Below are 21,879 nucleotides of genomic sequence, written 5' to 3'. Positions count from 1 at the left end.
GGCGGCTCGAGCTCGCCGGCGACAGCGCCGTGCGGGTCACCGAGCTCTCCACCGCAGGCACGGTCCTGTCCGACCGTGAGCTGGCCCCGGGCCCGATGGACCTGCGACCCGGCTGCGGGATGGTCGCCGTGACGGCCCTCGGCCGGTCGGCCTTGCCGAAGGACCGGGCCGACCGGCCCGCCCGGCCGGGCGCGATCACCGGAGCGCTCGCCTCGCGTGGCACGGCAGTGCTCGGCTGGCAGGTCGGCACCTCGGTGGTCCAGGTCGGGCCGACCGCACTCCTCGCCCGCGGCGCGGTGGTCCGTCTCGGCGCCCCGACCGGCACCCGGGTGCGCTCGCACGTCGCCGCGTCCGGCATCGCCACGGTGTCCCGCGCGATGCTGGACCAGGCCGCCGTGCAGACCGACCTGCCGGCGCACGTCACCGTGGTGGGCGTGCTGCTCGACGCGCCGACCGACGCGCTGCTCGGCCCCGAGGACGTCGTGGTGCACGTCGGTGGGGCGAGCCTCGCGCCGGTCCCCACGCAGGTCGCCGCCGGACGTCGCACCGCCTTCCTGTACGACGTCACCGAGCTCGACGACGGCGCCGAGACGATCACCGTGACCGTCGGTGCCCCGGACGCCGCGCTGGCCGGCGTGGTCGCCTCCGACGGCTCGGCCGACGAGTGGGCCGCCACCCTGGCCGGCACGACCCTGACCCAGCTCGTCCCGGACGAACAGCTCACGCCCGACGGCACCGTGCGGGTGCGCCTGACGAAGGGAGGCGGCACCGATGGCTGACCCGCAGATCGGCGAGATGGTCCTCTACGACTACATCCGCCCCTCCCTGCTCGCCGGGCAGTACCGCATGCGGGTGCAGACCGACGTCACGGTCACCACGACCGCGACGCCCCTGCCGGGCGAGGACTTCCACTTCGACGTCGAGGGCCCGCGGTTCTCGCTCGCACCGTCCGAGGTCGCCGGGGTCTTCCCGCCGCGCAACGGGCACGGCCCGTTCGACTCGGCGCTGCCGCACGTCGCCCTCGGCCGGCGCACCCTGCCGTGGGAGCGCGCGCTCGGCGACGCCTACACCGCGCCCCCCGGCCAGACGCCGTACCCGTTCCTCGCGCTCGTCCTCCTCGAGCAGGACGAGTGCGAGATCCTGCACGACCAGGCGCTGACCGACGTGGTGCCCGGTGCCGTGTTCACCCGGCTGGGCAGCCCGGCCGGGATCCGCTGCGACGCCGTCGAGGCCGACGAGCAGCTGCTCCGCGGGATCCTCCCGATGCCCGAGGAGCTCCAGCTCCTCACCCACGTGCGCCAGGTCAACGTGAACGACCGCGAGCTCGCCGCCGGCGACTCGGACGGGTACTTCGCGGTCGTGATGAGCAACCGGGTGCCGCGCGCCGGCGGGTCGTACGTGGCCTGCCTGGTGTCCGTCGAGGAACGCACCGACCTGCTGCCGACCACCGACCCGGACGGCGCCTTCCACGGCGGTGTCCTCGACGGCGTCCTGGTCGCCCAGATCGCCGAGTCGTCCGAGCTCGCGCCCAGCGCGCTCGGGACGAGCGTCACCGCGCCGCAGGCCGACGCGATGCGCCTGGTCGCGTCGCCCGCCACCGCGGCGCACGCCGCCACCGCCGCCGTCTCCGCCCCGGTCGCCGCGACGAGCGGCACGCAGCTCCAGGTGGGCAAGCTCCTCGACCGGCAGCGCCTCGGGCTGGGCGCGGTGGTGCTGCACCCCAAGGCGCGCCTCGTGCTGCTGCACAGCTGGACGTTCGTCTGCGAGGGCGACGGCACGTTCCGCCAGCTCATGCAGGCCCTGGACGTCGGCATGATGGGCGACGTCGACCCGGCGTCGAAGCTCGCGGTGACCGACACCGGGCACATCACCATCGACGTGACCGACCGGCTCGGTGCGCCCGAGCAGTCCTGGTACCGCGGGCCGCTGGTGTCCGAGCCGCTGACCCGCGACGCCCTCGGGCCGTACCACTCGGCGGACCAGGCCCGCCGGGTCGTCGCCGAGACCGGCGCCGAGAACATCTCCTACGCGAGCGCGTTCGAGGTCGGCCGCCTGCTCGCCGCGGCGGACGCGCGGCTCGCCCAGGAGCTGATGCGCTGGCGGCGCGGAGCGTTCCGGGCCAGCTCGCGGCAGGGCAGCGTGGTCACGCTGAAGGACGCGATGCACCTCACCGCGATCACCGACCCGCGCGAGCCCGTCGCGCTGCGCTACACGGTCGACGTGCTCGACAAGATCACCGCCGGGATCGTCGCGCCGGTGGACCCGTTCGGCATCGAGCGGGTGCTCGGCAGCCCGCTGCTGCAGCCCGAGGTGATCGCCCAGGCGTTCGGTCTCGAGTCGGTCGCCGACGCGCGCGTGCTGCTCGGCGAGGAGCCGGGGCTCGCGGCCCCCGTGACCGTCCGGGCGCAGGACCGGGTGCTCGGCACCGTCGACGACGTGCTCGGCGACGAGGTGGGGCTGGCGGCGCTCGCCGACGTGCGCGCCGCCGCGATCGACGCGGTCCGCATCCAGGGTGAGGGGGAGCTGCGATGAGGGTCCCGGCGACCACGGCCCGCCTGGCGCTGCACGCCAGGCTGACCCATCCCGCGCAGGAGGCGCCGCTGCAGCCCGAGGGTGCGCTGCCGCCGTACATGGAGTCGTTCCTCGCGCACCTGCGCCTGCTGGTCGGCGTGCCGTTCGAGTACCTCGTCCCGGACGACCGGCTGCTGCCGCCCGAGTCGATCCGGTTCTTCTACCTCGACCGGTCCTGGACCGACCGCGTGGTCGACGGCGCGGTCGCCGTCGGCCAGATCGGCTCGCGCGAGGAGGCGCACTACCAGGCGCGTGCCGCGGTGCTGAGCCAGCGGCTCGACCAGAGCGAGCGGATGGTCCGCCCGCTCCAGCGCGGCACCGACTTCGTCGACGCGAAGAAGGCGAGCGACGCGGACCGCACCCCGGCCGGCGTGGTGACCGGCTTCCTGCTGCGGTCCAGCGCGGTGCGGAACTGGCCGCACATGGACGTCCGGGCCTACGACCGCACGATCGGCGAGCCGTTCAAGACCGCCGACCCCGAGATCGTCGCGCACCAGCTCCCGCTGCTCCGTCTCGAGCTGCTCGCACCGTCGGTGATGATCGCGCTGTTCCAGGGCGAGCCGCAGATGGTGCTCCTCGAGGAGCCGCACCACGGCGTGCAGTTCGGCGTGCGGCACCGGGGTGCCGGGCTGGCCGTGCCGTTGCGGAACGGCAAGGGGGAGCAGGTCAAGGTCGGCGACGACGCCGTGCCGGTGACCGTGCCGACCCGGCCGGGCCGCACCGACGTCGTGCGGGTCAAGGCCCTGCGCGACGCGCTCGCCGCCGACCCGCGCGGTGTGCCGCAGACCGGCTCAGGCGCGTTCGCGATCTCGGTGCTCGACCCGCCGTGGCGCCAGCACTTCCAGGGCACCGAGGACCACGCCGACACCGGCGTCCCGCTCGACCGCGTGTTCATCCACGTCGCCGACGCCGTCCAGCAGCCGCTCGTGCTCACCGGCGTCACCACCGTGCTGGGACTGGGGGGCTGAGATGAAGCTCGACGACAACCTGATCTCCGCCTCGATCGCGCACGGCCTGACGCCCGGCGTGCTGGCCACCTGGGACTCCCGGATCGCCCGGACCCCGCGCGTGCTGGTCCCGATCCAGCTCGACGTGCTGATGGTCCGCAAGGAGGGCGGGACGTGGGCGAAGACCGCGATGCAGGCGCCGGACGCCGGCACCACCCCGGCCGCCCACACGCTGCTCGCCGAGCCGTTCGCCGAGCGGGAGGCCCGCCCGCCCGGCGCGTACCTGCACTGGGCGCTCCCGGACGCCCTGACCCGCGGCGCAGGCACCGCGCACGGCGGCGACGTGTCGTTCCCGCCGGTGCCGGACCGATGGCTCGTGGTGCGGGTCTCGACGCCGAAGGTCGGTGCCCGCCGCGCCCTGACCGCGTGGGTGCTCGAGTCCGGCGGGGCCGAGCCCGTGGTGACGCCGCTGGACGCCTGGTTCGAGCCGGAGGACCCGGACCGGACCACCACGCCCGGCGCCGAGCCGCTGACCGCGCTCGGCCACGGCGACGCCGTGTGGTCCGCGTACTACGACAACGTCGAGAACCGGCTCGCGTTCTACGACGACCTGTCGGACGCGCGCGGCCCGGTCGCCTACCTCGTGTGCGGCTGGCACAGCCGGCACGTCGACGACCCGATCGGCGAGAACCTCTCCTCGCCCACGGCGTTCGGCGCGCGCCTGGACGCGCTCGGCTGGGAGATCGACCCCGCGGACGTCGCGGCCGCGTTCGTCTACGCCGACACCCGGGTGACCGCGGCCACGAAGCTGGGTCTCGCGGTCCGCGAAGCGACCTTCGAACGGGTCGCCACGGCCGACGCCGGCGCCACGGTCAAGCCGGTCGGCGTCCGTGAGGAGAAGCCCACGCTGCTCGAGCGCGACGGCAGCGCCGTGCTGAGGCGGTGGGCGGCTCGTGCGGTGTCCTGGCCGGAGCTGACCCTGTACCACGGCGCCGTCGTGGGTCTCGGCTGGCCCGGACCCGGGATCGGGGTCGCGCCGGACGGGCTGCTCGGCGGGGACGCGGGCGGCCCACCGGCGGCCGGGTCCGTCACGGTCACGGTCGGGAACACGCTCGTCGAGGCGCTCGCGGCGCGGCTCGCGCACAACACCGGCAAGGAGGAGGAGTCGCGGATCCTCGAGGCCGTGCTGCTCGGCGGCACCGCCGAGCTCGACGCGCCGGACGCGCCGGCCCGGATCGACGCGCTGCTGCACGCGGCCGGGTTCGCCGGCCTGCCCGGCGGGACGCGCACCGAGCCCGTGACCCAGCACGCCGTCGTCCCGCCGACCTCGGTCGTCCCCGACCCATCCCGCACCGCCCCGGGGGTGTTCGCGGGCCAGGCCACGCCACCGGTGCGGGCCGCGACCTCGCCCGCCGCGGGCGGCACCGCCGGCACGCTCGCCGGCCGGGTGCAGGACGCCGCCCAGCTGCGCATCTCGCCGCAGCTCAGGCACGGCGCGATGGACAGCGTGCTGCGTCAGGTCAAGGACGGTCTTCGGGTGGACTCGCCCGTGCGGGTCGGGGTGCCGCGCCCGCCCGGTGCGGACGCCCCCGCCGAGACCGTCGCGTCCGAGCGGCCGCTGCCCCGGTTCTTCGTCCCGTCGGACCCGGTGTTCCTGCTCGAGGGCGCCGGGCGGTCCTACAAGCACGGCTTCGACGACCTGCACTCCGAGACCGGGTCGCTGGTCTGCCGGCTCAGCGGGCACACCGTGCGGAGCCTGTCGCCGTTCACGCTCTCGGAGGGTGCGGGCGGTGCGGTGCGCGGCGAGGACCTACTCGCCCGGGGCCTGGACCACGGCGGCATCCCGCCCGAGTGCGAGGACCTGCTGCGCGAGCTCGCGCTGCTCGACCCCGGTGGCGCCGAGACCGCCGCGGCGGTCAGCTCGGTGGGCCGCGGGCTGAACGCCGAGCGGCTGCAGGTCAACGCGCGGGTCTACGCCGTCGAGCAGACCGCGTGGTGGATCGCGCGGGACGAGCGGCGCGACGCCGCGCCGCTGCTCGCGTTCTCGGGCTTCGACGGGACGCTGCCGTCGCCGGTCGCGGTCGCCCTGCCGGTGGCCCCGTGGGTCCCGCTGCACCTGGACTGGCAGGTCGACCTCTACGCCGCGACCGACCTGGCCGGCTGGGACCTCGAGGAGGTCGACTTCGACGCGCTGGCCGCGACCGTGCCCGCGCCGGACGCCGCGCCCGTGCAGACCCTCAGCGGCCGCGCGCTGCTCGGCGGCGGCGCGGCCCGGGTCGCCGCCGCGACCGTGCGCAGGGTCCTCGAGCAGGCCCAGCTGACCGGCGGGTCGGCGCCCCTCAAGCCGGGGATCGTGCACGCCTTCAACTCGCCGGCCGCGAAGGCCGCGCTGGAGCAGATCACCGCGATGCGGTCGGTCTACGCCGAGAAGGCGTTCCGCTCGGCGGTGCACGCGGCGGGCGGCGGGGCCGAGGCCGAGGCGGCCGCGACCGCCGCCGACCTGGACCACGTCGCCGACGAGCTCGAGAAGATGGACGTCCTGGTCGGCGCGATGGACCGGTTCACCTCGATGCTGCGCTCCGGGTTCGTCGCCGACGGCACCGACGCCCCCGAGGACGGCGCCGTGCCGCCCGGGTTCTGGCCGGTGCGCTCGGGCTTCCTGAAGGTGACCCGGCTGCGCCTGGTCGACGCGTTCGGCCAGACCCTCGACCTGCTCGGCTCTGGTCCGGGCACCCCGGCGGCCGCCGAGCAGGTGCTCCGCTCGGAGCCGCTGACCGTGGCCGACCGCGCCGACCTCGTCGAGCTGGCGCCGCGGTTCACCGCACCGACCCGGCTGTGGTTCCGGTTCGTCTCGGCCGACGACGACGCGGTCGACGCCAGCGATGCCGCGTCGCCGGTGTGCGGGTTCGTGCTGCCCAACCACCTCGACGGCGACCTGCAGCTGTACGCCGCGGACGGCACGGCGCTCGGCGCGGTGCGGTTCGACGCCGATGCGGGCGTGGTGTGGGAGGAGTCGCCCGGCCAGCCGTCCACCATCGGTGCGTCGCCCGCGTCGATCGTGCCGAACCGGCACCTCGCGGGCCTCGCGCAGGGCCTGCTGGACTGGGGCGCCCTCGACTCGACGCCGGACACCCCCCAGCTCGACACCGCGCTGTCCTCGCTGCTGCGGATCATCGACACCTCGCTGTGGAGCGTCGACCCGTTCGGTCACGTCGGCGAGGAGCACCTGGCCCTCCTGGTCGGCCACCCGCTCGCGGTGCTGCGCGGTCTGGTCCGCGTCGAGGTCGCCGAACCGGTGGACCCCGCCCGGGTCGCCGGGTTGCGCGTGCCGGTGCGGATCGGCGCGCTCGCGCACTGGCAGGACGGCCTGCTCGCGTACCTCGTGGGGGACGACGCGCACACGCTGCACGTGCCGGACCCGGCGGTGACGGACTTCGCCCGGCCGATCGGCCCGCACCAGGGCTTCAACGGCCAGGCCACCACCACGTCGGGCTACTACGACCGGTTCGCCGACGACCTGGGCGTGGTCGCCGACCCCGGTGCCACGCCGGTGGACCACCCGTACGTCGACACCAGTGGCGTGCTGTGGGTGCAGCCCGGCCAGGACGTGCACGTGACGATGCTGGTGGAGCCGCACGGCGTGGTGAGCGCGACCACCGGGTTCCTGCCGCGCAAGCAGATCGGCATGCGGCGGGCCTGGGTGGCGCCGGGTCTGGCGCGGCTCGCGCCGTTGTTCCGGTTCGGTCCCGTGCTGCTGGACCCGAACCTGATCCGGATGCCGGTGGCCTCGGACATCCGCGGCACGTGGAGCTGGAGCCACCGCAAGGACGCGACCACCTGGGCCGACGAGCCGGTCACCAACAGTCTCGGCGACGCGCGCCTGCCACCCGACCCGTCCGAGGGCCAGGAGGGCTGGCTCCGCCTCACGCCCGACGAGCCGCTGCCGTGAGCGCCGTGCCCGCCACGAGCCGCCGAGCGCCCCGCGCCGACGAGGGAGGTGCCGCGTGACCGAGTCCGACCAGCGGGTCAACGACGCGAACGTCGGCGAGTCCGAGCACGGGCCCGAGGCGCTCATCCACCGCGAGCGCGACACGTCCGGCCAGGCGGACAACCGGCGCTGGCGGTACGCCGTGCACGACCTCGACGCGATGGACCACACCGGGCCCGGCGTGTGGCAGCAGATCGGCCCCGCACCGCTGCTGGTCGGCAACCAGCAGATCTTCCAGGGCATCGGCCCGGACTCCGGGGAGGTCGTCGACATCGCGATCGACCCGCGCTCCGACACCCGCACGATGTACGCCGCGGCGGGCAACGGCGGGGTCTGGAAGACCACCGACGGCGGCGTCTCCTGGCGGCCGATGACCGACCAGCTGCCGGCCACCTCGATCGGCGCGGTCGCGCTGGACCCGGTGGACCCCGACGTGGTCTACGTCGGCACCGGCAACCTGTTCAACGGCGCGAACGGCATGGCGAAGGCCGCGGGCCTGTTCAAGTCCGTCGACGGCGGCCGCAGCTGGTCGCGGCTCACCTCACCGGCGGGCCGCCCACCGCAGCCGATCACCGCCGCCGCCAACGTCGCCGGCGGGGTGCGGGTGACCGTCGCCGGGCACGGGTACGCGAGCCTGGACCGGGTGGTCGCGGTCGGGCTCCCGGGCGTGATCGGGGCCAGGGGCGAGGGCCCGGTCCGCCGGATCGACGCCGACCGGCTGCGGATCGGCGGTGTGACGATGACCGGCGCCTACGGCGGCGCCGGCGCGACCCTGTACGACGCGCGTCAGGCACCGTTCCTGTCCGACCGGGGTGTGATCCGGATGGTGTGCCCGGCCGGCGGCGCGCTCCTGGTCGCCTCGGAGACCGGGCTGTACTACTCCGCGGACGGTGGCCGCTCGTTCGGCGCGAACCACCCGGCGTACGACGATGGGCGCCCGCTGCGCACCGGGCTGATCTCGGCGCTCGAGATCGACCAGGGCTGGACCCGGACCATGCGGGTCCAGGACGCGACGCCGACCAGCCCGATCCGGGTCACCCTGCCCGGCCACGGGTTCGTCTCGGGTGACCCCGTGCTGCTCGGCGGCGTGACGACGAATCGGGAGGCGAACGGCACCTGGACCCTGGACGTCGTCGACGCCGACCACATCACGCTGCGCGGGTCGACCGGCAACGGCACGGGTGCGGTGACCGGCTTCGCGGTGGGTCCGACCCACCCGGTCACCCACCCGGTCACCGCGGCGACGAACCCCGCCGCACCCAACCCGGTGGTGCTGACCTGCGCCGCGCACGGCTTCGTCACGGGTGACGTGGTCGCGGTGAGCGGAGTCGGTGGCAACACCGGGGCCAACGGGTCGTGGCAGATCCGGGTCCGCACGCCGGACACGTTCGAGCTGGTGGGTTCGCGGGGGACCGGGGCCTACACCAACGGCGGTGTGGTCGACGGACCTCGGCACCCCGCGCCGCGGCCGATCACGGCGGCGGCCAACGCCGGTGCCGGGATCACGGTGACCGCTGCCGGCCACGGGCTGGTCGAGGGTGACCTGGTCAGCGTGCTCGGGCTGCCGGGCGTCGCCGCGCCGCGCAACTCGGCGACCGCGCACGTGGTCGACGCGAACACGGTCCGGCTCGCCGGCCTGCACCTCAACGCCGCGTACGCCCCACCCGGCGCGACCTTGCTGGGCCCGGCCGACGCCTACAACACGGCGTACGTCGCGGCCGCCGGACGCCTGCTCGGCGGCACGACGGTGAACCCGGACCGGGGGCTCTTCCGGCTCGCGATCACGTCGACCGGCGAGGTCGTCCTGTCGGACAACCTGCTGCGGCACACCGGCGGGCCGCCGGGCGTGTTCGGCCGCGTCGCGTTCACCCAGTCGCTGCTGCCCCGCACCCGGACCCTGGTCGTCTCGGTCCAGGACCAGACCGCCGCGGGCGGGATCTTCGTCGGGCTGTTCCGCAGCACCAACGCGGGTGCGACCTGGCAGGTGCGCCCCGGCCTGGCGCCACGGGTGAACGTCGACGGCGCGGGCCAGACCGCGTACGACCTGGTCGTCGCGGTCGACCCGCAGGACCCGACCCGGCTGTACGCGGCCCAGCAGCAGCTGTGGCGCTCGGTCGACGGCGGGGCGACCTGGCCGACCGTGAACCCCGCGACCCGTGGCGGGGTGGACCGGATCGCCGGGTTCGGGCGGTCGCCGTCCACCACGCTGCTGCACTGGGACCACCACGAGCTGGTGTTCGCGCCTCCGACCTGGTGGGACTGGGCGGGCGCGGACCCCGTCCGGCCGACCCCGGCGTACCACGGCACCGACGGCGGGATCTCGCGCAGCGGGGTGGACGCGGCCGGCGCGATGACGTTCACCGACCTCAACGAAGGCATCGCCACGTCGCTGCTGGTCTCGCTCGACATGGGGCGCGGCGCGGCGAACAACGCCGCGACGTTCGCCGGGATGCAGGACACCGGTACCGCCGGGCACCGGGCGGGCGACGCGGCCCGCACCTGGCTGGAGGGCATCGACGGCGACGGCGGGCCGGTCGCGGTGGACCCGGCGAACCCGGCGATCGTGTTCGGCACGGACAACCACAACCTGATCCGCTCCACCAACGGCGGCGCGACCTGGTTCATGGCCGGCGTCGTGGACCCGATCCCCGTCCAGGCGGTCACCGCCACGAACCCGGTCGGCATCACCACGGCGGGCCACTCGTTCCGCACCGGCGACACCGTCACGGTCTCCGGGATCCCGGGCGGAGGTGTGGCCAACGGCGTCTCCACGATCACCGTGACCAGCCCGACGAGCTTCACCCTCAACGGCAAGAACGGCACCGGCCTCGCGCTGGGCCAGCTGCCGACCGTGACCGGCACGCGGTTCCTCGGCCGCCACGACGTCGTCGCGGCGACGTTGAGCGCGCCGATCGAGATCGAGACCGCGGCGCCGCACGGGTGCGCCACGAACGACAAGGTCGTCATCGAGGCGGTCGAGGGCAACGTCGCGGCCAACAGCACGGCTGCGCGGCCCACCTGGCAGGTCACGGTGATCTCCCCGACGCGGCTGTCGCTCCAGGGTTCGGACGGGAGCCTGTCCCCGCCCTACGTGCCCGGGACCGGCCGGATGCGGGGCCCGGGGACGGCCGGCAGCGTGCCGGTCTTCGGCACGGTGAACGGCAACCCGCTGGTCGTGACGGCCCAGGGCCACGAGCTGGCCAGCGGTGACCAGGTGACGATCGTCGGGGTGCTGGGCAACACCGCGGCGAACGTCGCCGGCCGGGCGATCCGGGTCCTCGACGCGAACAGCTTCGAGCTGGTCGGTGTGGCCGGCAACGCCAACCCCGGGGCGATGCCACGGGTGCGCGGCGGCACGGTCGGCCGGGGCCTGCCGGCGCCGAACCCGGCGTTCGACCACGTGGAGCGGATCGCCGTGGTGCCGAACGGGGCCAACCCGGCGACCACGGTGTTCTTCTCCCAGGACTTCACCCTGTTCCGCAGCGTGAACGGCGGGATCACCTTCGTGCCGATGGCGAACTTCACCGAGATCATCACGGCGTTGCACGCGCCCGCCGCGAACCGGCTGTGGGTGGGCACGTCCAGCCTCTCCGGCGTCCGCCGGTTCCGCGTCCGGTTCTCCGCCGACGGCGGCGCGCACTGGGCCGGCGCCGCGCAGCACTTCGTGAGTGACATCGGCGCGCGCAGCTTCGTCTCGCAGATCGTCGAGGACCCCGCGGTCGCGGGCGGTCAGCGGGTCGCCGTCGTGACGGCCGGGTACAGCGGCACGGCGACGCAGCGGCGCAGCCGCCACGTGTTCCTCACCACGACCGGCGGCACGAACACCGGTGGCGCGGTGCCGTGGCACGAGGTCGGCGGCGTGTTCAACGCCGCGAGCGGGAACCTGCCGGACGTCCCGGTGATGGGCGCGACCTGGGTCACCCACCCTGCGGCGCCGTCCGACCTGCTGGTCGCCACGGACGCGGGTGTGCTGCAGCTCGACCTGGGTGCGCCGAGCTGGAAGCGCGTCGGGCCGAACCTGCCGAAGGTCGGGGTCCAGGCGATCGCGTCGGACACCTCGGTGAACCCGTCGGTGGTCCGGATCGGCACGTACGGGCGCAGCGCCTGGGAGCTGCGGGTGCCCACCGGTCCGAGCCTGCACGTCGAGGCCGACCTGGGCTTCGGGGACCAGCAGGTCGGGACCACGGTGCGGCGGCGGCTGGTGCTGCACAGCGTCGGCGACGCCCCGGTGCACGTGTCGGACATCTCGGGGGCGACGGGCGACGTGACGGTCGCGTCGATCCCGCCGGGCACGGCCTTCCCGGTGACCCTGGCCCCCGGGGAGCACCGGCCGTTCGACGTGGTCTTCGCGCCGTCGGCGACCGGCAACCGCGGGGCCTTCCTGCTCGTCGCGTCCGACGACCCCGCCCACCCGGCGGTCGAGGTCAAGGTCACCGGGTTCGGCGTGGCCGCGGGCACGCCACGGCTCGCCGTCCGGGCCTTCCTCGAGTTCGGGGTCGTGCGCTCCGGCTCGCCGGGCGACCTGCCGCTGGCGATCCGGAACGTCGGCGACGCACCGCTGCAGGTCACGACGCTCGCGCTGGACGCCCACGGCAGCGCGAGGTTCAGCCTCGTCGCGCCGCCGGCCGTGCCGTTCACGGTGCCACCCAGCGGTGCCGTGCCGGTCACCGTCCGGTTCGACCCGACGGCCAACGGCACCGTGCGGGGTGGTCTGGTGGTCGCCGGCGGCACGCAGGGCCAGGTGGTGACGCTCCTCGGGACCGGGACCACCACGGCCGCCGGCATGGTCGCCGTGCTGTTCGACGTCCTGGGTGTGGGCGGCCCGCCGGAGGCCGTCGCATGACCCGCCCGCCCGGTCCGCCCAACGAGTTCCCTGGAGGCCAGATGCCGTCCCGCACGCTGCGCACGAGGTTCTGGGCGGAGTCCGCGCTGGCCGCGCTGGCCGCGGCGCTCGCCGTCGTCACGATCGCGGTCCCGACCTGGATCGAGGCGGTGTTCGGCGTCGAGCCGGACGGCGGCAGCGGCGAGCTGGAGTGGCTGGTCGTCGTGGTGCTCGCGCTGGTCGCTGTCGGCAGCGCCGCGCTGGCCGGGCGCGAGTGGCGCCGCGCGGCGCTCGCGGGGTAGCCGCCGGGGCGTCCTCGCGACGCGCGACGGGCGAGCGGTCGCCGCGCAACGCTCGCGGGTAGCCGCCGGGCCGTCGCGACGGACCGCGCGCGAGCGGTCGCATGGCCGGCGGCCCGCCGGCGAACGCGTCCGGCGAGGCGCTGCCCCGTTCGCCATGCGCGGCCGGCGTCGACGTGCCTACTCTGCGGGTGGGTCACACTGCGCCCGGTCCGCCCCTCCTGGCGGCGCCAGCGTCGACGTCGCCGCCGGACGAGCGGCGCACACGTCCTAGCGTCGAGTCCCCCCTCGGTGCCTCCTGTTCCCTCTTCAGAGTTTTCTGAATGTCAATCTGGGAATTCCCTCACAATGTGGTGGGAATGTGCTCGAAGGTGGCTCCACAACCTTGGCGCGGGCTGAGCATGGAATGTGCCGCAATCGCGGCTGCCATCCGGAAGGAGTGCTTATGTCTCGTCGCCGATTGGTCTCCACCGCGGCGGTCCTCGCCGTCTCAGGCCTGGCCCTCACGGCGTGCAGCTCATCGAGCAGCGGAGGCTCGTCGTCCTCGACCTCGTCGTCGATGTCCGAGTCGCCGTCGATGTCGGCGAGCGCGCCCGCGATCGACGCAGGCTCGTTCACCGCCGACTTCTCCGTGATGAAGCAGCTGACCGACCTCGCCGCGCAGGGCAGCGGGCTGGTCGGCGTCCTGCTGCCCGACACCACGACCTCGACGCGGTACGTCCAGTACGACGCGCCGTACCTGAAGCAGGCCTTCGAAGCCGCGGGTCTCAGCGCCGACCAGTTCAAGATCGACAACGCGAACGGCAGCGCCTCCACGATGCAGACCCAGGCCGAGGCGGACATCAACGCCGGCGCCTCGGTGCTGCTCGTCGACCCGCTCGACCCGGGCAGTGGTGCCGCGATCGAGAACGCCGCCAAGGACGCGGGTGTCGCGGTCATCGACTACGACCGTCTCGTCACCGGCGGGCCGGCGGACCGCTACTACGTGAGCTTCGACAACGTGAAGGTCGGCACGCTCATCGGCCAGGGGTTCGTGCAGTGCGTGCAGGACTGGGGAGTTCAGAGCCCGCAGGTCCTGATCATGGACGGTGACCCCACGGACAACAACGCCACGCTGTTCGCCCAGGGCTACACCGACGTCCTGAAGACCGAGTTCGACAACGGCACGTACACCAAGGTCGCCGAGCCGGCCGGTACGTGGGACCCGCAGACCGCTGCCACGACGTTCGAGCAGCAGCTGACCGCCCACCCGGAGATCAACGCTGCGATCACCCCGAACGACGACAACGCCAACGCGGTGATCTCGATCCTGAAGAGCAACGGGGTCGCGGCCAAGACGTTCCCGACCACCGGCCAGGACGCGTCGCTGCCGGGTCTGCAGAACGTGCTGACCGGCTACCAGTGCGGCACGGTCTACAAGCCGATCTACCTCGAGGCCCAGGCGGCCGCGGCGCTGGCGATCTACCTGCGCGCCGGCGTGACCCCGCCTGACTCGCTGGTGAACTCGACCACGACGGACACCACGCTCAACGCGGACATCCCGTCGGTGTACACCACGCCGATCTGGGTCACCCCGTCGAACATGGCCGACACCGTGGTCAAGGACGGCGCCGTGACGGTCGCCGACCTGTGTGCCGGTGACGTCGCCCAGGCGTGCACCGACGCGGGCATCAGCTGAGATGTCCGCCGACGTTGCGAGCGCCCCGGACTCGACGGCGACCCCGCTGCTGCGGCTGCGGGGGGTCTCCAAGTCGTTCGGTCCGGTCCAGGCGCTCGTCGACGTCGACCTCGACGTCCCCGGCGGCGCGGTCACCGCGCTCGCCGGGGACAACGGGGCCGGCAAGTCGACACTGATCAAGTGCGTCGCCGGGATCCATCCCCCGGACTCCGGCGAGCTCTTCTGGGAGGGTCAGCAGGCCCGTCTGCACGGCCCGGCTGACGCCGCGGCCCTGGGCATCCAGACGGTGTACCAGGACCTCGCCTTGTGCGACAACCTCGACATCGTGCAGAACATGTTCCTCGGCCGCGAGCGGCTGCGCCGCGGGCAGCTCGACGACGTGTCGATGGAGCAGGCCGCCGCCGAGACCCTGAAGGAGCTCGCGGTGACCACCGTGCGCTCGGTCCGCCAGCCGGTGGCGTCGCTCTCCGGCGGCCAGCGGCAGTCCGTCGCGATCGCCAAGGCCGTGCTGTGGGAGTCGAAGCTCGTGATCATGGACGAGCCGACCGCGGCGCTCGGCGTCGCGCAGACCCGCATGGTGCTCGACCTCGTCCGGCGGCTCGCGGAACGTGGCCACGGCGTCCTCCTCATCTCGCACAACATGACCGACGTGTTCCAGGTCGCCGACCGGGTCGCAGTGATGCGCCAGGGCCGGATGGTCGACATCCGCCCGATCGACCAGATCGACCAGCGGATCGTCGTGGACCTGATGACCACCGGCACGTCCGACCGGGAGGTGGGCTCGTGAGCACCGACACCGCCGTCGCGCCGACGACGGGAACCAGCGACGTCCGGAGCTACCTGAGCCTGACCTGGAGCCGGATCAAGGGCGGCGAGACCGGGGTACTCCCCGTCGTGGGCGGCCTGCTCCTCGTCTCGGTCCTCTTCCAGGCACTCGACAGCCACTTCCTCACGCCCGGCAACCTGATCAACCTGCTGGTCCAGGCGGCCGTGTTCGCGCTGCTCGGGATGGCCGAGGTGTTCGTGCTGCTGCTCGGCGAGATCGACCTGTCGGTCGGGTTCGTCGCCGGCATCGGTGCGGTCGTCCTCGCCTGGCTCGCGCGACCGCAGCTCGGCTGGCCGTGGTGGGTGGCGATCCTGGCGGCCCTGGTGATCACGGCGCTGATCGGGCTGCTGCAAGGCACGCTGATCACCCGGATCGGGCTGCCCTCGTTCGTGGTGACCCTCGCCGGCCTGCTGTTCTGGCAGGGCGTCATGCTGTTCGTGCTCGGCAACGGCGGGTCGATCCTGATCTCCGACCCGGTGCTGACCGGGATCGCGAGCGCGACCGTGCCCCGGCTGGCCGGCTGGGTGATCATGCTCGTGGTGGTGGGCGTCTCCGGCGTGGTGATCTGGCGCCGGGACGCCAGGCGCCGCAGCTCGGGCCTCGCGGCGCCACCCGCCGCACTGAGCGCCGCGAAGATCATCGCGAGCCTGGCCGGCGGCTCCGCACTCATCCTGCTGGCCAACGTCGACCGCGGCGTGCTCGCGCCGGTGTACGGCCTGCCGTGGGTCGTGCTCCTGGTGCTGGCCGTGCTGGTGGTCTGGGCGTACCTGCTCGGCCGACGGCGGTTCGGTCTGTACGTCTACGCGGTCGGCGGCAACGCCGAGGCCGCACGCCGAGCCGGCATCAGCCTCGCCCGGATCCGCACGCTGTCGTTCATGCTCGCGTCGCTGACCGCCGGGATCGCCGGGATCGTGTACGCGTCCCGGCTGCGGTCCATCTCCACGTCGCTGGACGGCGGCACCCTGGTGCTCTACGCCGTGGCCGGCGCCGTGATCGGCGGCACGAGCCTGTTCGGCGGGCGCGGCAAGGCGCTGCACGGCGTGCTCGGCGGGCTGGTCATCGCCGCGATCGACAACGGCATGGGCCTGCTCGGGTTCAGCGCAGCCGCGAAGTACGTGGTCACGGCCGTCGTGCTGCTGGTCGCCGTGACGATCGACGCGCTCGCCCGGCGGCGACGCCCGACAGGCTGACGCGGCTCCCGTCCCGGCGCCGGCTCGCGCCCGGCGCCGGTGGTCGGTCGCGGGCTCAGCCCGGCGAAACCTCGGGCGTGTGCGCCTCCGCGGCGTGCACCTGGTCGCGGCCGGCGGCCTTCGCCCGGTACATCAGGGCGTCCACGCGCCGCAGCACGGCCGCAGCGGACTCGCCGGCAGCGAGCTCGACGACGCCGAAGCTCGCCGTGACCGCGGTGCCGATCTCGTCCGCGAGGGCCTCGGGCAGGGCCGCACGCAGCCGCTCGGCGAGCTGGCGTGCCTGCTCGCGCGTGGTGGCGGGTGCGACGACCACGAACTCCTCGCCGCCGATCCGGCCGAGCAGGTCGCCCTCGCGGACCAGGGTGCCCGCGGTCTGCGCGACGACCCGCAGCGCGACGTCGCCGACGTGGTGCCCGAGCGTGTCGTTGACGCCCTTGAAGTGGTCGAGGTCGAAGTAGACGATGCAGACCGTGTTCGCCGGGTCGACGAGCTCGGCCTGGTGCCCGATCTCCTCGATCACCCGTCGACGGTTGGCGACACCGGTCAGCTCGTCGAGGTACGCCATGTCCCGCATCTGCGAGGCGTGCGCGTCGGCCCGTGCCGCTCGGGCGACCGCGGAGGCGACCCGCTCCTTGGCCCTGGACAGCGCGAGCAGCAGCACGAGCAGCACCCACAGGTAGACCCCGTACCTGGCCGCCGACCATCCGTACGACTCGCCGCCGGGCATCCGGGCCAGCGCCACCGCGAGGGTGACGGTGACGAGGGTCGAGTACGCCGCGCCGTGCGCGAGCGCCGTCCTGGTCCGCTGGAACAGGAAGCCGACCATGATGCAGACGATCACGTCGATCAGCGGTGTGGGCATGAGCGACGCCCAGGCGGCCTGCGCGTCCGGGGCCTCGGTGACCCGGCCGAGCGCGAACGCCAACCACCAGCCCTCGAGCAGCACGAGCCCGACGACGGCCGCGCGCTGCGCCCAGGCGGGCCGGCGCACGAGGACCCAGGTGAAGATCAGGAGCAGCACGCTCATCGGCGGGTAGCCCCACCGCACCCACGGGTCGTGACGGCCCTCGATCAGCCAGATCGCCGCGACCACCGGCGCGCAGACCGCGATGCCCAGCACCACGACGCGGCGCGCGAGCGCGGCAAGGTCCTCACCGCGCGGCAGACCGAGGTCCGCGCGAGGGCGGCGGCTGGTGCGCTGGGCGTCCACCTGCCTCCTCGGTCCGGGTCATGCCTCGGTGCTGCTGTCAGGTGGACGACGACACCATGATCATGGTTCCTGCGTCATCCGATCGTGTGAGTCCGTGGCGTGGACGCTCGCGCGCCCACGTCGCATATCACACCAGGTCGGCCGCGAGTCGCAGCGGTACGGATCAGTGGTCGGACGCGCGCCGGGGCGCACCTCCTGGCCCGCAGGTGTTCTGGGGGGATGCGGGTCCACCTGTCACATCGGGCGATCGGCCCGGGGTATGAAGCACTGTCAGCCATCCGGCGCACCCGGGCCGGGCCGCTGCGACGCCCCGCCGCGAGCGGGCGCGCCCTCCCGCACGGGATCCGTTCTCCCCCGTGCGGCCGAGGCGGTCATACCTGAGTCGTACCGGACGGGGGGCGCAGGATCGATCCTGGGACGGTCGTCGCCGGGGTGCCCGATTCCTAGGTTCGTCTCATCCGATGACGAGGAGACGACCATGATCGAGGTTCAGGGCCTGACCAAGCGGTACGGCCCCAAGACAGCCGTGGACGGCATGTCCTTCACCGTCCACCCGGGCCGGGTCACCGGCTTCCTCGGGCCGAACGGCGCCGGGAAGTCCACGACGATGCGGATGATCGTCGGCCTGGACCACCCGAGCGCCGGGACCGCGACGGTCAACGGCCGCCGCTACGCCGAGCACCACGCCCCGCTCCACGAGGTCGGGGCCCTGCTGGACGCCAAGGCCGTGCACACCGGCCGGAGCGCCCGCAACCACCTGCGCGCCATGGCCGCGACCCACGGGATCGGTCGATCCCGGGTCGACGAGGTGATCGACATGACCGGGCTGGCGCCGGTCGCCGACAAGCGGGTCGGCGGCTTCTCCCTCGGGATGGGCCAGCGGCTCGGGATCGCCGCGGCGTTGCTGGGCGACCCGCAGGTCCTGATCCTCGACGAGCCGGTCAACGGCCTGGACCCCGAGGGCGTGCTGTGGGTGCGGACGCTCGCCCGGCACCTCGCCTCCCAGGGCCGCACGGTGTTCCTGTCCTCCCACCTGATGAGCGAGATGGCTCTCACGGCGGACCACCTCATCGTCGTCGGCCGCGGCAAGGTGCTGGCCGACGCACCGGTCGCCGACGTCGTCGCGGGAGCGACCGGAAAGGTCGTCCGGGTGCGCAGTCCTCGGGCCACCGAGCTCGAGGACCTGCTGCGCCGCGCGGGCGCCGGCGTCGTGACGACCGAGCCCGGGCTGCTCGAGGTCACCGGCCGATCGCGCTCGCAGGTCGGGGACGCCGCGGCCGACGCCGGACTTCCCCTGCACGAGCTCACCGAGGTGGGCGGTTCCCTCGAGGACGCCTACCTCCAGCTGACCGCCGAGGAGCTGGAGTACCAGTCCTCGGCCCTCGACCAGACCACCGGTGCGTTCGCGCCGACGACCGAAGGTGCACTGCGATGACCACCACGACCCGGACCGCCCTCCCCGCTCTGCCCGAGGCCCGCACGTCCCGCACGAACCGGACGCGCTCCGGCGACGGCGTGACGTTCGCGCGCGTCGTCGTCGCCGAGTGGGCCAAGTTCACCTCGTTGCGCTCGACGACCTGGACGCTCGTCGCCACCGTCGTGGCGATGGTCGGCGTCAGCGTGCTCGCCGCCTGGGGCACCACGATCGACGCGGTCGACGCCGGTACCGGCCCGATGAACCTCGCGCAGTTCCTCGGCGCGGGCTACCAGCTCGGCCAGCTCTCGGTCGCCGTGCTCGGCGTCCTCACCATCACCGGCGAGTACTCCACCGGGATGATCCGCTCGACGTTCGCCGCCGTGCCGCGGCGCGTGCCGGTGCTGGGTGCGAAGGCGCTCGTGCTGGCCGGCGTCGTCGCGCTCACGTCGCTCGTCTCGCTGGCGCTGTCCTACCTCGCGACGATGCCGTTCCACGACGCGCTCGGCGCGCGGCTCGACCTCGGGGACCCCGAGACCCTGCGGCTCACCCTGGGCGTGCCGCTGTACCTGGTCGCGATCTCCCTGCTCGCCTTCGGGGTCGGCGTCCTGGTGCGCCACAGCGCGGGTGCCTTGACCGCCGTGATCGCGCTCCTGCTGGTGGTCGAGAACGTCCTGATGCTCATCCCGCTGCGGGTGATCGAGCTGATCAGCCCGTTCCTGCCCTCGACCGCGGGCCGCCGGCTGCTGTTCGACCAGGAGACCCTCACGGCCGTCGACGCCGCCACCAGCGGTGCGCACCTCACCCCGTGGCAGGGCTACGGCGTGCTGCTCGCCTGGGTCGCCGGGCTCCTGGTCCTCGGCGCGTGGCTGCTGCGCCGACGGGACGCCTAGGCCGGATGGGAGAGTGGCGTCGTGACACCGCAGACCGGGCCCTTCACCGAGCTGAACTCGCGTCGGCTGGGCCCGGTCCGCCGGTTCTTCGTCCGCCGCCCGCGGGCCATGGACGCCGTCGTCGTGGCGCTGTTCGCGATCGCCGTCCTGGCCTCGGAGATCGACCCGGCGCAGGCCGGGAACCCGGGGGCCACGGCGCTGATCGCCGTCGTGGGGTCGGCCGCCCTCCTGCTGCGGCGGGACCGGCCGCTGCTGGTCGCCGGGGTGCTGGCCGGCCTGGCCGTCGTCGCGCTCGCGTGGACCGGGGGGCTCGCCGGGCTCGAGCTCGGGATCGGGTTCGCGCTCTACGCGGTCGCGGTCGCGCGTCCGCAGCGCACCACCTGGATCGCCGCGGGGGCGATCCTGGTCCTCACCGCGCTCGCCGTGGCGCTGTGGGAGGAGCCGAGCCTCGACCCGACCGCCACGATCGAGGTCGGCTCGTCGGTCGTCACCGACGACCGCGTGAGCAGCATCACCGGGCTGGTCATCGTCACGCTCGCCGCGATCGCGATCGGCATCGGCGTGCGCAACCGGCGCGAGCACCTCGCGGACCTGCTCGAGCGGGCCAACGCGATCGCGCGGGACCGGGACCGCCAGGCGCAGCTCGCGCGTGCTGAGGAGCGCAGCCGGATCGCGCGCGAGATGCACGACGTGGTCGCGCACAGCCTGTCGGTGATGATCACCCTGGCCGACGGCGCGACCGCAGCCCTCGACCGAGCGCCGGACCGGTCCCGCGCAGCCCTGGGGGAGCTGTCGGCCACCGGCCGTGCGGCCCTCGGGGACATGCGCCGCGTGCTCGGGGCGCTCTCCGACGGCGACGCGCCGCTCGAGCCGACGGGGGAGGGCCAGGACCTCGACACGCTCGTCGAACGGTTCCGCGCTGCCGGGCTGCCCGTCCGCGCCGAAGGTGTCCGTGAGCCGATGCCGGACGACACCGGCCTGAGGCTGGCGGTCTACCGCGTGGTGCAGGAGGCTCTGACCAACGTGCTGCGGCACGCTCCGGGCACCGAGCGGGTCGACCTCGCCGTGCGCCCGTACCCCGACCGTTGGGAGATCGAGATCGTGGACCAGGGCGCGGTGCTCCCGGTCGGCGACGCCGGTGGGGCCGGCCTGGGCCTGATCGGGATGCGCGAGCGGGTCGAGGTCCTCGGCGGGACCGTCGAGGCGGGCGCGTCCGGGCGCGGCTGGCGGGTGCACGTCGAGCTGCCGGCGGGGGGTCGGCGATGAACCCGGAGGGCGCGGTCCGGGTGGTCCTCGTCGACGACCAGGCCCTCATGCGCCTCGGGTTCGCGATGGTGCTCGACGCCGCCGACGGCATCGAGGTGGTCGGTGAGGCGGCGGACGGCAGCTCCGCGCTCGCGCAGGTCCGCGCGCTCGACCCGGACGTCGTGATCATGGATGTGCGGATGCCGGGCATGAACGGCATCGAGGCGACCGGGCACATCACCGCCGAGCACCCGAGGACCCGCGTGCTCGTCCTGACGACGTTCGACCTCGACGAGTACGCCTTCGCGGCGCTGCGCGCGGGCGCCAGCGGCTTCCTGCTCAAGGACGCCGAGCCCACCGAGCTGGTGGCCGCGGTCCGCTCGGTCGCGGCGGGCGACGCCGTGATGTCGCCGCGGGTGACCCGCCGGATGCTCGAGATGTTCGCCGCCCACCTGCCCGACCAGAGCCGACCGAGCCCCGCACCGGGCGACCCCCGGCTCGCCGAGCTCTCGCCCCGCGAGGTCGAGGTGCTCCGCGCGGTCGCCGAGGGCCTGTCCAACGCCGAGGTGGCCGAGCGGCTCTTCGTCACCGAGGCGACCGTCAAGACGCACGTCGGCCGGGTCCTGGCCAAGCTCGGCGTGCGGGACCGCGTGCAGGCCGTGATCGTCGCCTACGAGACCGGCCTGGTCGGCCGCTAGCGTTCCGCGCCTCGCGGTCGGCGGGTCCGGCCGGGGCTCCCGGCGTTCTGTGCCTCGCCGGTCGGCGGGTCGGGCTCGCGACACGTCCGGCCCGCGCC

General features: G+C 74.2%; 14 protein-coding genes. 13 read left to right on the top strand and 1 reads right to left on the bottom strand.

Annotation, left to right across the window (positions count from 1 at the left end):
• The 9 genes from OEB99_RS19625 to OEB99_RS19585 form a co-directional block, all read left to right on the top strand.
• Positions 1-779, top strand: a 779-nt coding sequence (locus OEB99_RS19625) for a hypothetical protein (protein ID WP_263579000.1), incomplete at its 5' end; no start/stop codon positions are given.
• Positions 772-2,532: a hypothetical protein gene (locus tag OEB99_RS19620; RefSeq protein WP_263578999.1), complete on the top strand. Its 1,761-nt coding sequence runs from the start codon at positions 772-774 to the stop codon at positions 2,530-2,532. The genes OEB99_RS19625 and OEB99_RS19620, both read left to right, overlap by 8 nt.
• Positions 2,529-3,539, top strand: coding sequence for a hypothetical protein (locus OEB99_RS19615; RefSeq protein WP_263578998.1), 1,011 nt, complete (start codon positions 2,529-2,531; stop codon positions 3,537-3,539). Before OEB99_RS19620 ends, OEB99_RS19615 begins: the two co-directional genes overlap by 4 nt.
• Before the next feature lies 1 nt (position 3,540).
• A complete protein-coding gene (locus tag OEB99_RS19610) occupies positions 3,541-7,467 on the top strand; it encodes a hypothetical protein (RefSeq protein ID WP_263578997.1) in 3,927 nt (1,308 codons plus the stop codon).
• Positions 7,468-7,522: 55 nt separating this feature from the next.
• Positions 7,523-12,349: a ubiquitin-activating E1 FCCH domain-containing protein gene (locus OEB99_RS19605; RefSeq protein WP_263578996.1), complete on the top strand. Its 4,827-nt coding sequence runs from the start codon at positions 7,523-7,525 to the stop codon at positions 12,347-12,349.
• 41 nt (positions 12,350-12,390) lie between these two features.
• Positions 12,391-12,630 (top strand): hypothetical protein, encoded by a 240-nt coding sequence (locus OEB99_RS19600; protein ID WP_263578995.1) that lies wholly within the window; start codon positions 12,391-12,393, stop codon positions 12,628-12,630.
• A gap of 442 nt (positions 12,631-13,072) precedes the next feature.
• The gene (locus OEB99_RS19595) at positions 13,073-14,305 is read left to right on the top strand and encodes a sugar ABC transporter substrate-binding protein (RefSeq protein WP_263578994.1); all 1,233 of its coding nucleotides are present in this window, start codon (positions 13,073-13,075) and stop codon (positions 14,303-14,305) included.
• Between the two features lies 1 nt (position 14,306).
• The gene (locus OEB99_RS19590) at positions 14,307-15,092 is read left to right on the top strand and encodes an ATP-binding cassette domain-containing protein (RefSeq protein ID WP_263578993.1); all 786 of its coding nucleotides are present in this window, start codon (positions 14,307-14,309) and stop codon (positions 15,090-15,092) included.
• Entirely contained in the window at positions 15,089-16,321 is a 1,233-nt protein-coding gene (locus OEB99_RS19585; RefSeq protein ID WP_263578992.1) for a sugar ABC transporter permease, read from the top strand. The genes OEB99_RS19590 and OEB99_RS19585 overlap by 4 nt, the downstream gene beginning before the upstream one ends.
• A gap of 55 nt (positions 16,322-16,376) precedes the next feature.
• On the opposite strand, the gene OEB99_RS19580 is transcribed toward OEB99_RS19585, so the two are convergent.
• Complete coding sequence (locus tag OEB99_RS19580; protein ID WP_263578991.1) at positions 16,377-17,531, bottom strand: GGDEF domain-containing protein; 1,155 nt, start codon at positions 17,529-17,531, stop codon at positions 16,377-16,379.
• Between the two features lie 478 nt (positions 17,532-18,009).
• On the opposite strand from OEB99_RS19580, the gene OEB99_RS19575 reads away from it, so the two are divergent.
• The 4 genes from OEB99_RS19575 to OEB99_RS19560 are packed head-to-tail and all read left to right on the top strand — an operon-like array spanning position 18,010 to position 21,781.
• On the top strand, positions 18,010-18,966 hold the full coding sequence (locus OEB99_RS19575; RefSeq protein ID WP_263578990.1) for an ABC transporter ATP-binding protein: 957 nt from the start codon (positions 18,010-18,012) through the stop codon (positions 18,964-18,966).
• Positions 18,963-19,838: an ABC transporter permease gene (locus tag OEB99_RS19570; RefSeq protein WP_263578989.1), complete on the top strand. Its 876-nt coding sequence runs from the start codon at positions 18,963-18,965 to the stop codon at positions 19,836-19,838. Before OEB99_RS19575 ends, OEB99_RS19570 begins: the two co-directional genes overlap by 4 nt.
• A 21-nt stretch (positions 19,839-19,859) precedes the next feature.
• The gene (locus OEB99_RS19565; RefSeq protein ID WP_263578988.1) at positions 19,860-21,104 is read left to right on the top strand and encodes a sensor histidine kinase; all 1,245 of its coding nucleotides are present in this window, start codon (positions 19,860-19,862) and stop codon (positions 21,102-21,104) included.
• Positions 21,101-21,781 carry a response regulator gene (locus tag OEB99_RS19560; protein WP_263578987.1) on the top strand — a complete coding sequence of 227 codons (681 nt, stop codon included), beginning with the start codon at positions 21,101-21,103 and terminating at the stop codon, positions 21,779-21,781. Before OEB99_RS19565 ends, OEB99_RS19560 begins: the two co-directional genes overlap by 4 nt.
• Positions 21,782-21,879 lie beyond the last annotated feature (98 nt).

Source organism: Actinotalea endophytica (genome assembly GCF_025717005.1).
In the GTDB taxonomy this organism is placed as follows: Bacteria; Actinomycetota; Actinomycetes; order Actinomycetales; family Cellulomonadaceae; genus Actinotalea.
Note: the sequence above shows the minus strand (reverse complement) of the source record. Positions and strands in the feature narration are given on the sequence as shown.

Coding starts and splice junctions, on each gene's coding strand:
- OEB99_RS19595 (WP_263578994.1), top strand. CDS start 13,073: ATGTCTCGTCGCCGATTGGTCTCCACCGCGGCGGTCCTCGCCGTCTCA.
- OEB99_RS19575 (WP_263578990.1), top strand. CDS start 18,010: ATGATCGAGGTTCAGGGCCTGACCAAGCGGTACGGCCCCAAGACAGCC.
- OEB99_RS19560 (WP_263578987.1), top strand. CDS start 21,101: ATGAACCCGGAGGGCGCGGTCCGGGTGGTCCTCGTCGACGACCAGGCC.
- OEB99_RS19610 (WP_263578997.1), top strand. CDS start 3,541: ATGAAGCTCGACGACAACCTGATCTCCGCCTCGATCGCGCACGGCCTG.
- OEB99_RS19620 (WP_263578999.1), top strand. CDS start 772: ATGGCTGACCCGCAGATCGGCGAGATGGTCCTCTACGACTACATCCGC.
- OEB99_RS19570 (WP_263578989.1), top strand. CDS start 18,963: ATGACCACCACGACCCGGACCGCCCTCCCCGCTCTGCCCGAGGCCCGC.
- OEB99_RS19615 (WP_263578998.1), top strand. CDS start 2,529: ATGAGGGTCCCGGCGACCACGGCCCGCCTGGCGCTGCACGCCAGGCTG.
- OEB99_RS19600 (WP_263578995.1), top strand. CDS start 12,391: ATGCCGTCCCGCACGCTGCGCACGAGGTTCTGGGCGGAGTCCGCGCTG.
- OEB99_RS19590 (WP_263578993.1), top strand. CDS start 14,307: ATGTCCGCCGACGTTGCGAGCGCCCCGGACTCGACGGCGACCCCGCTG.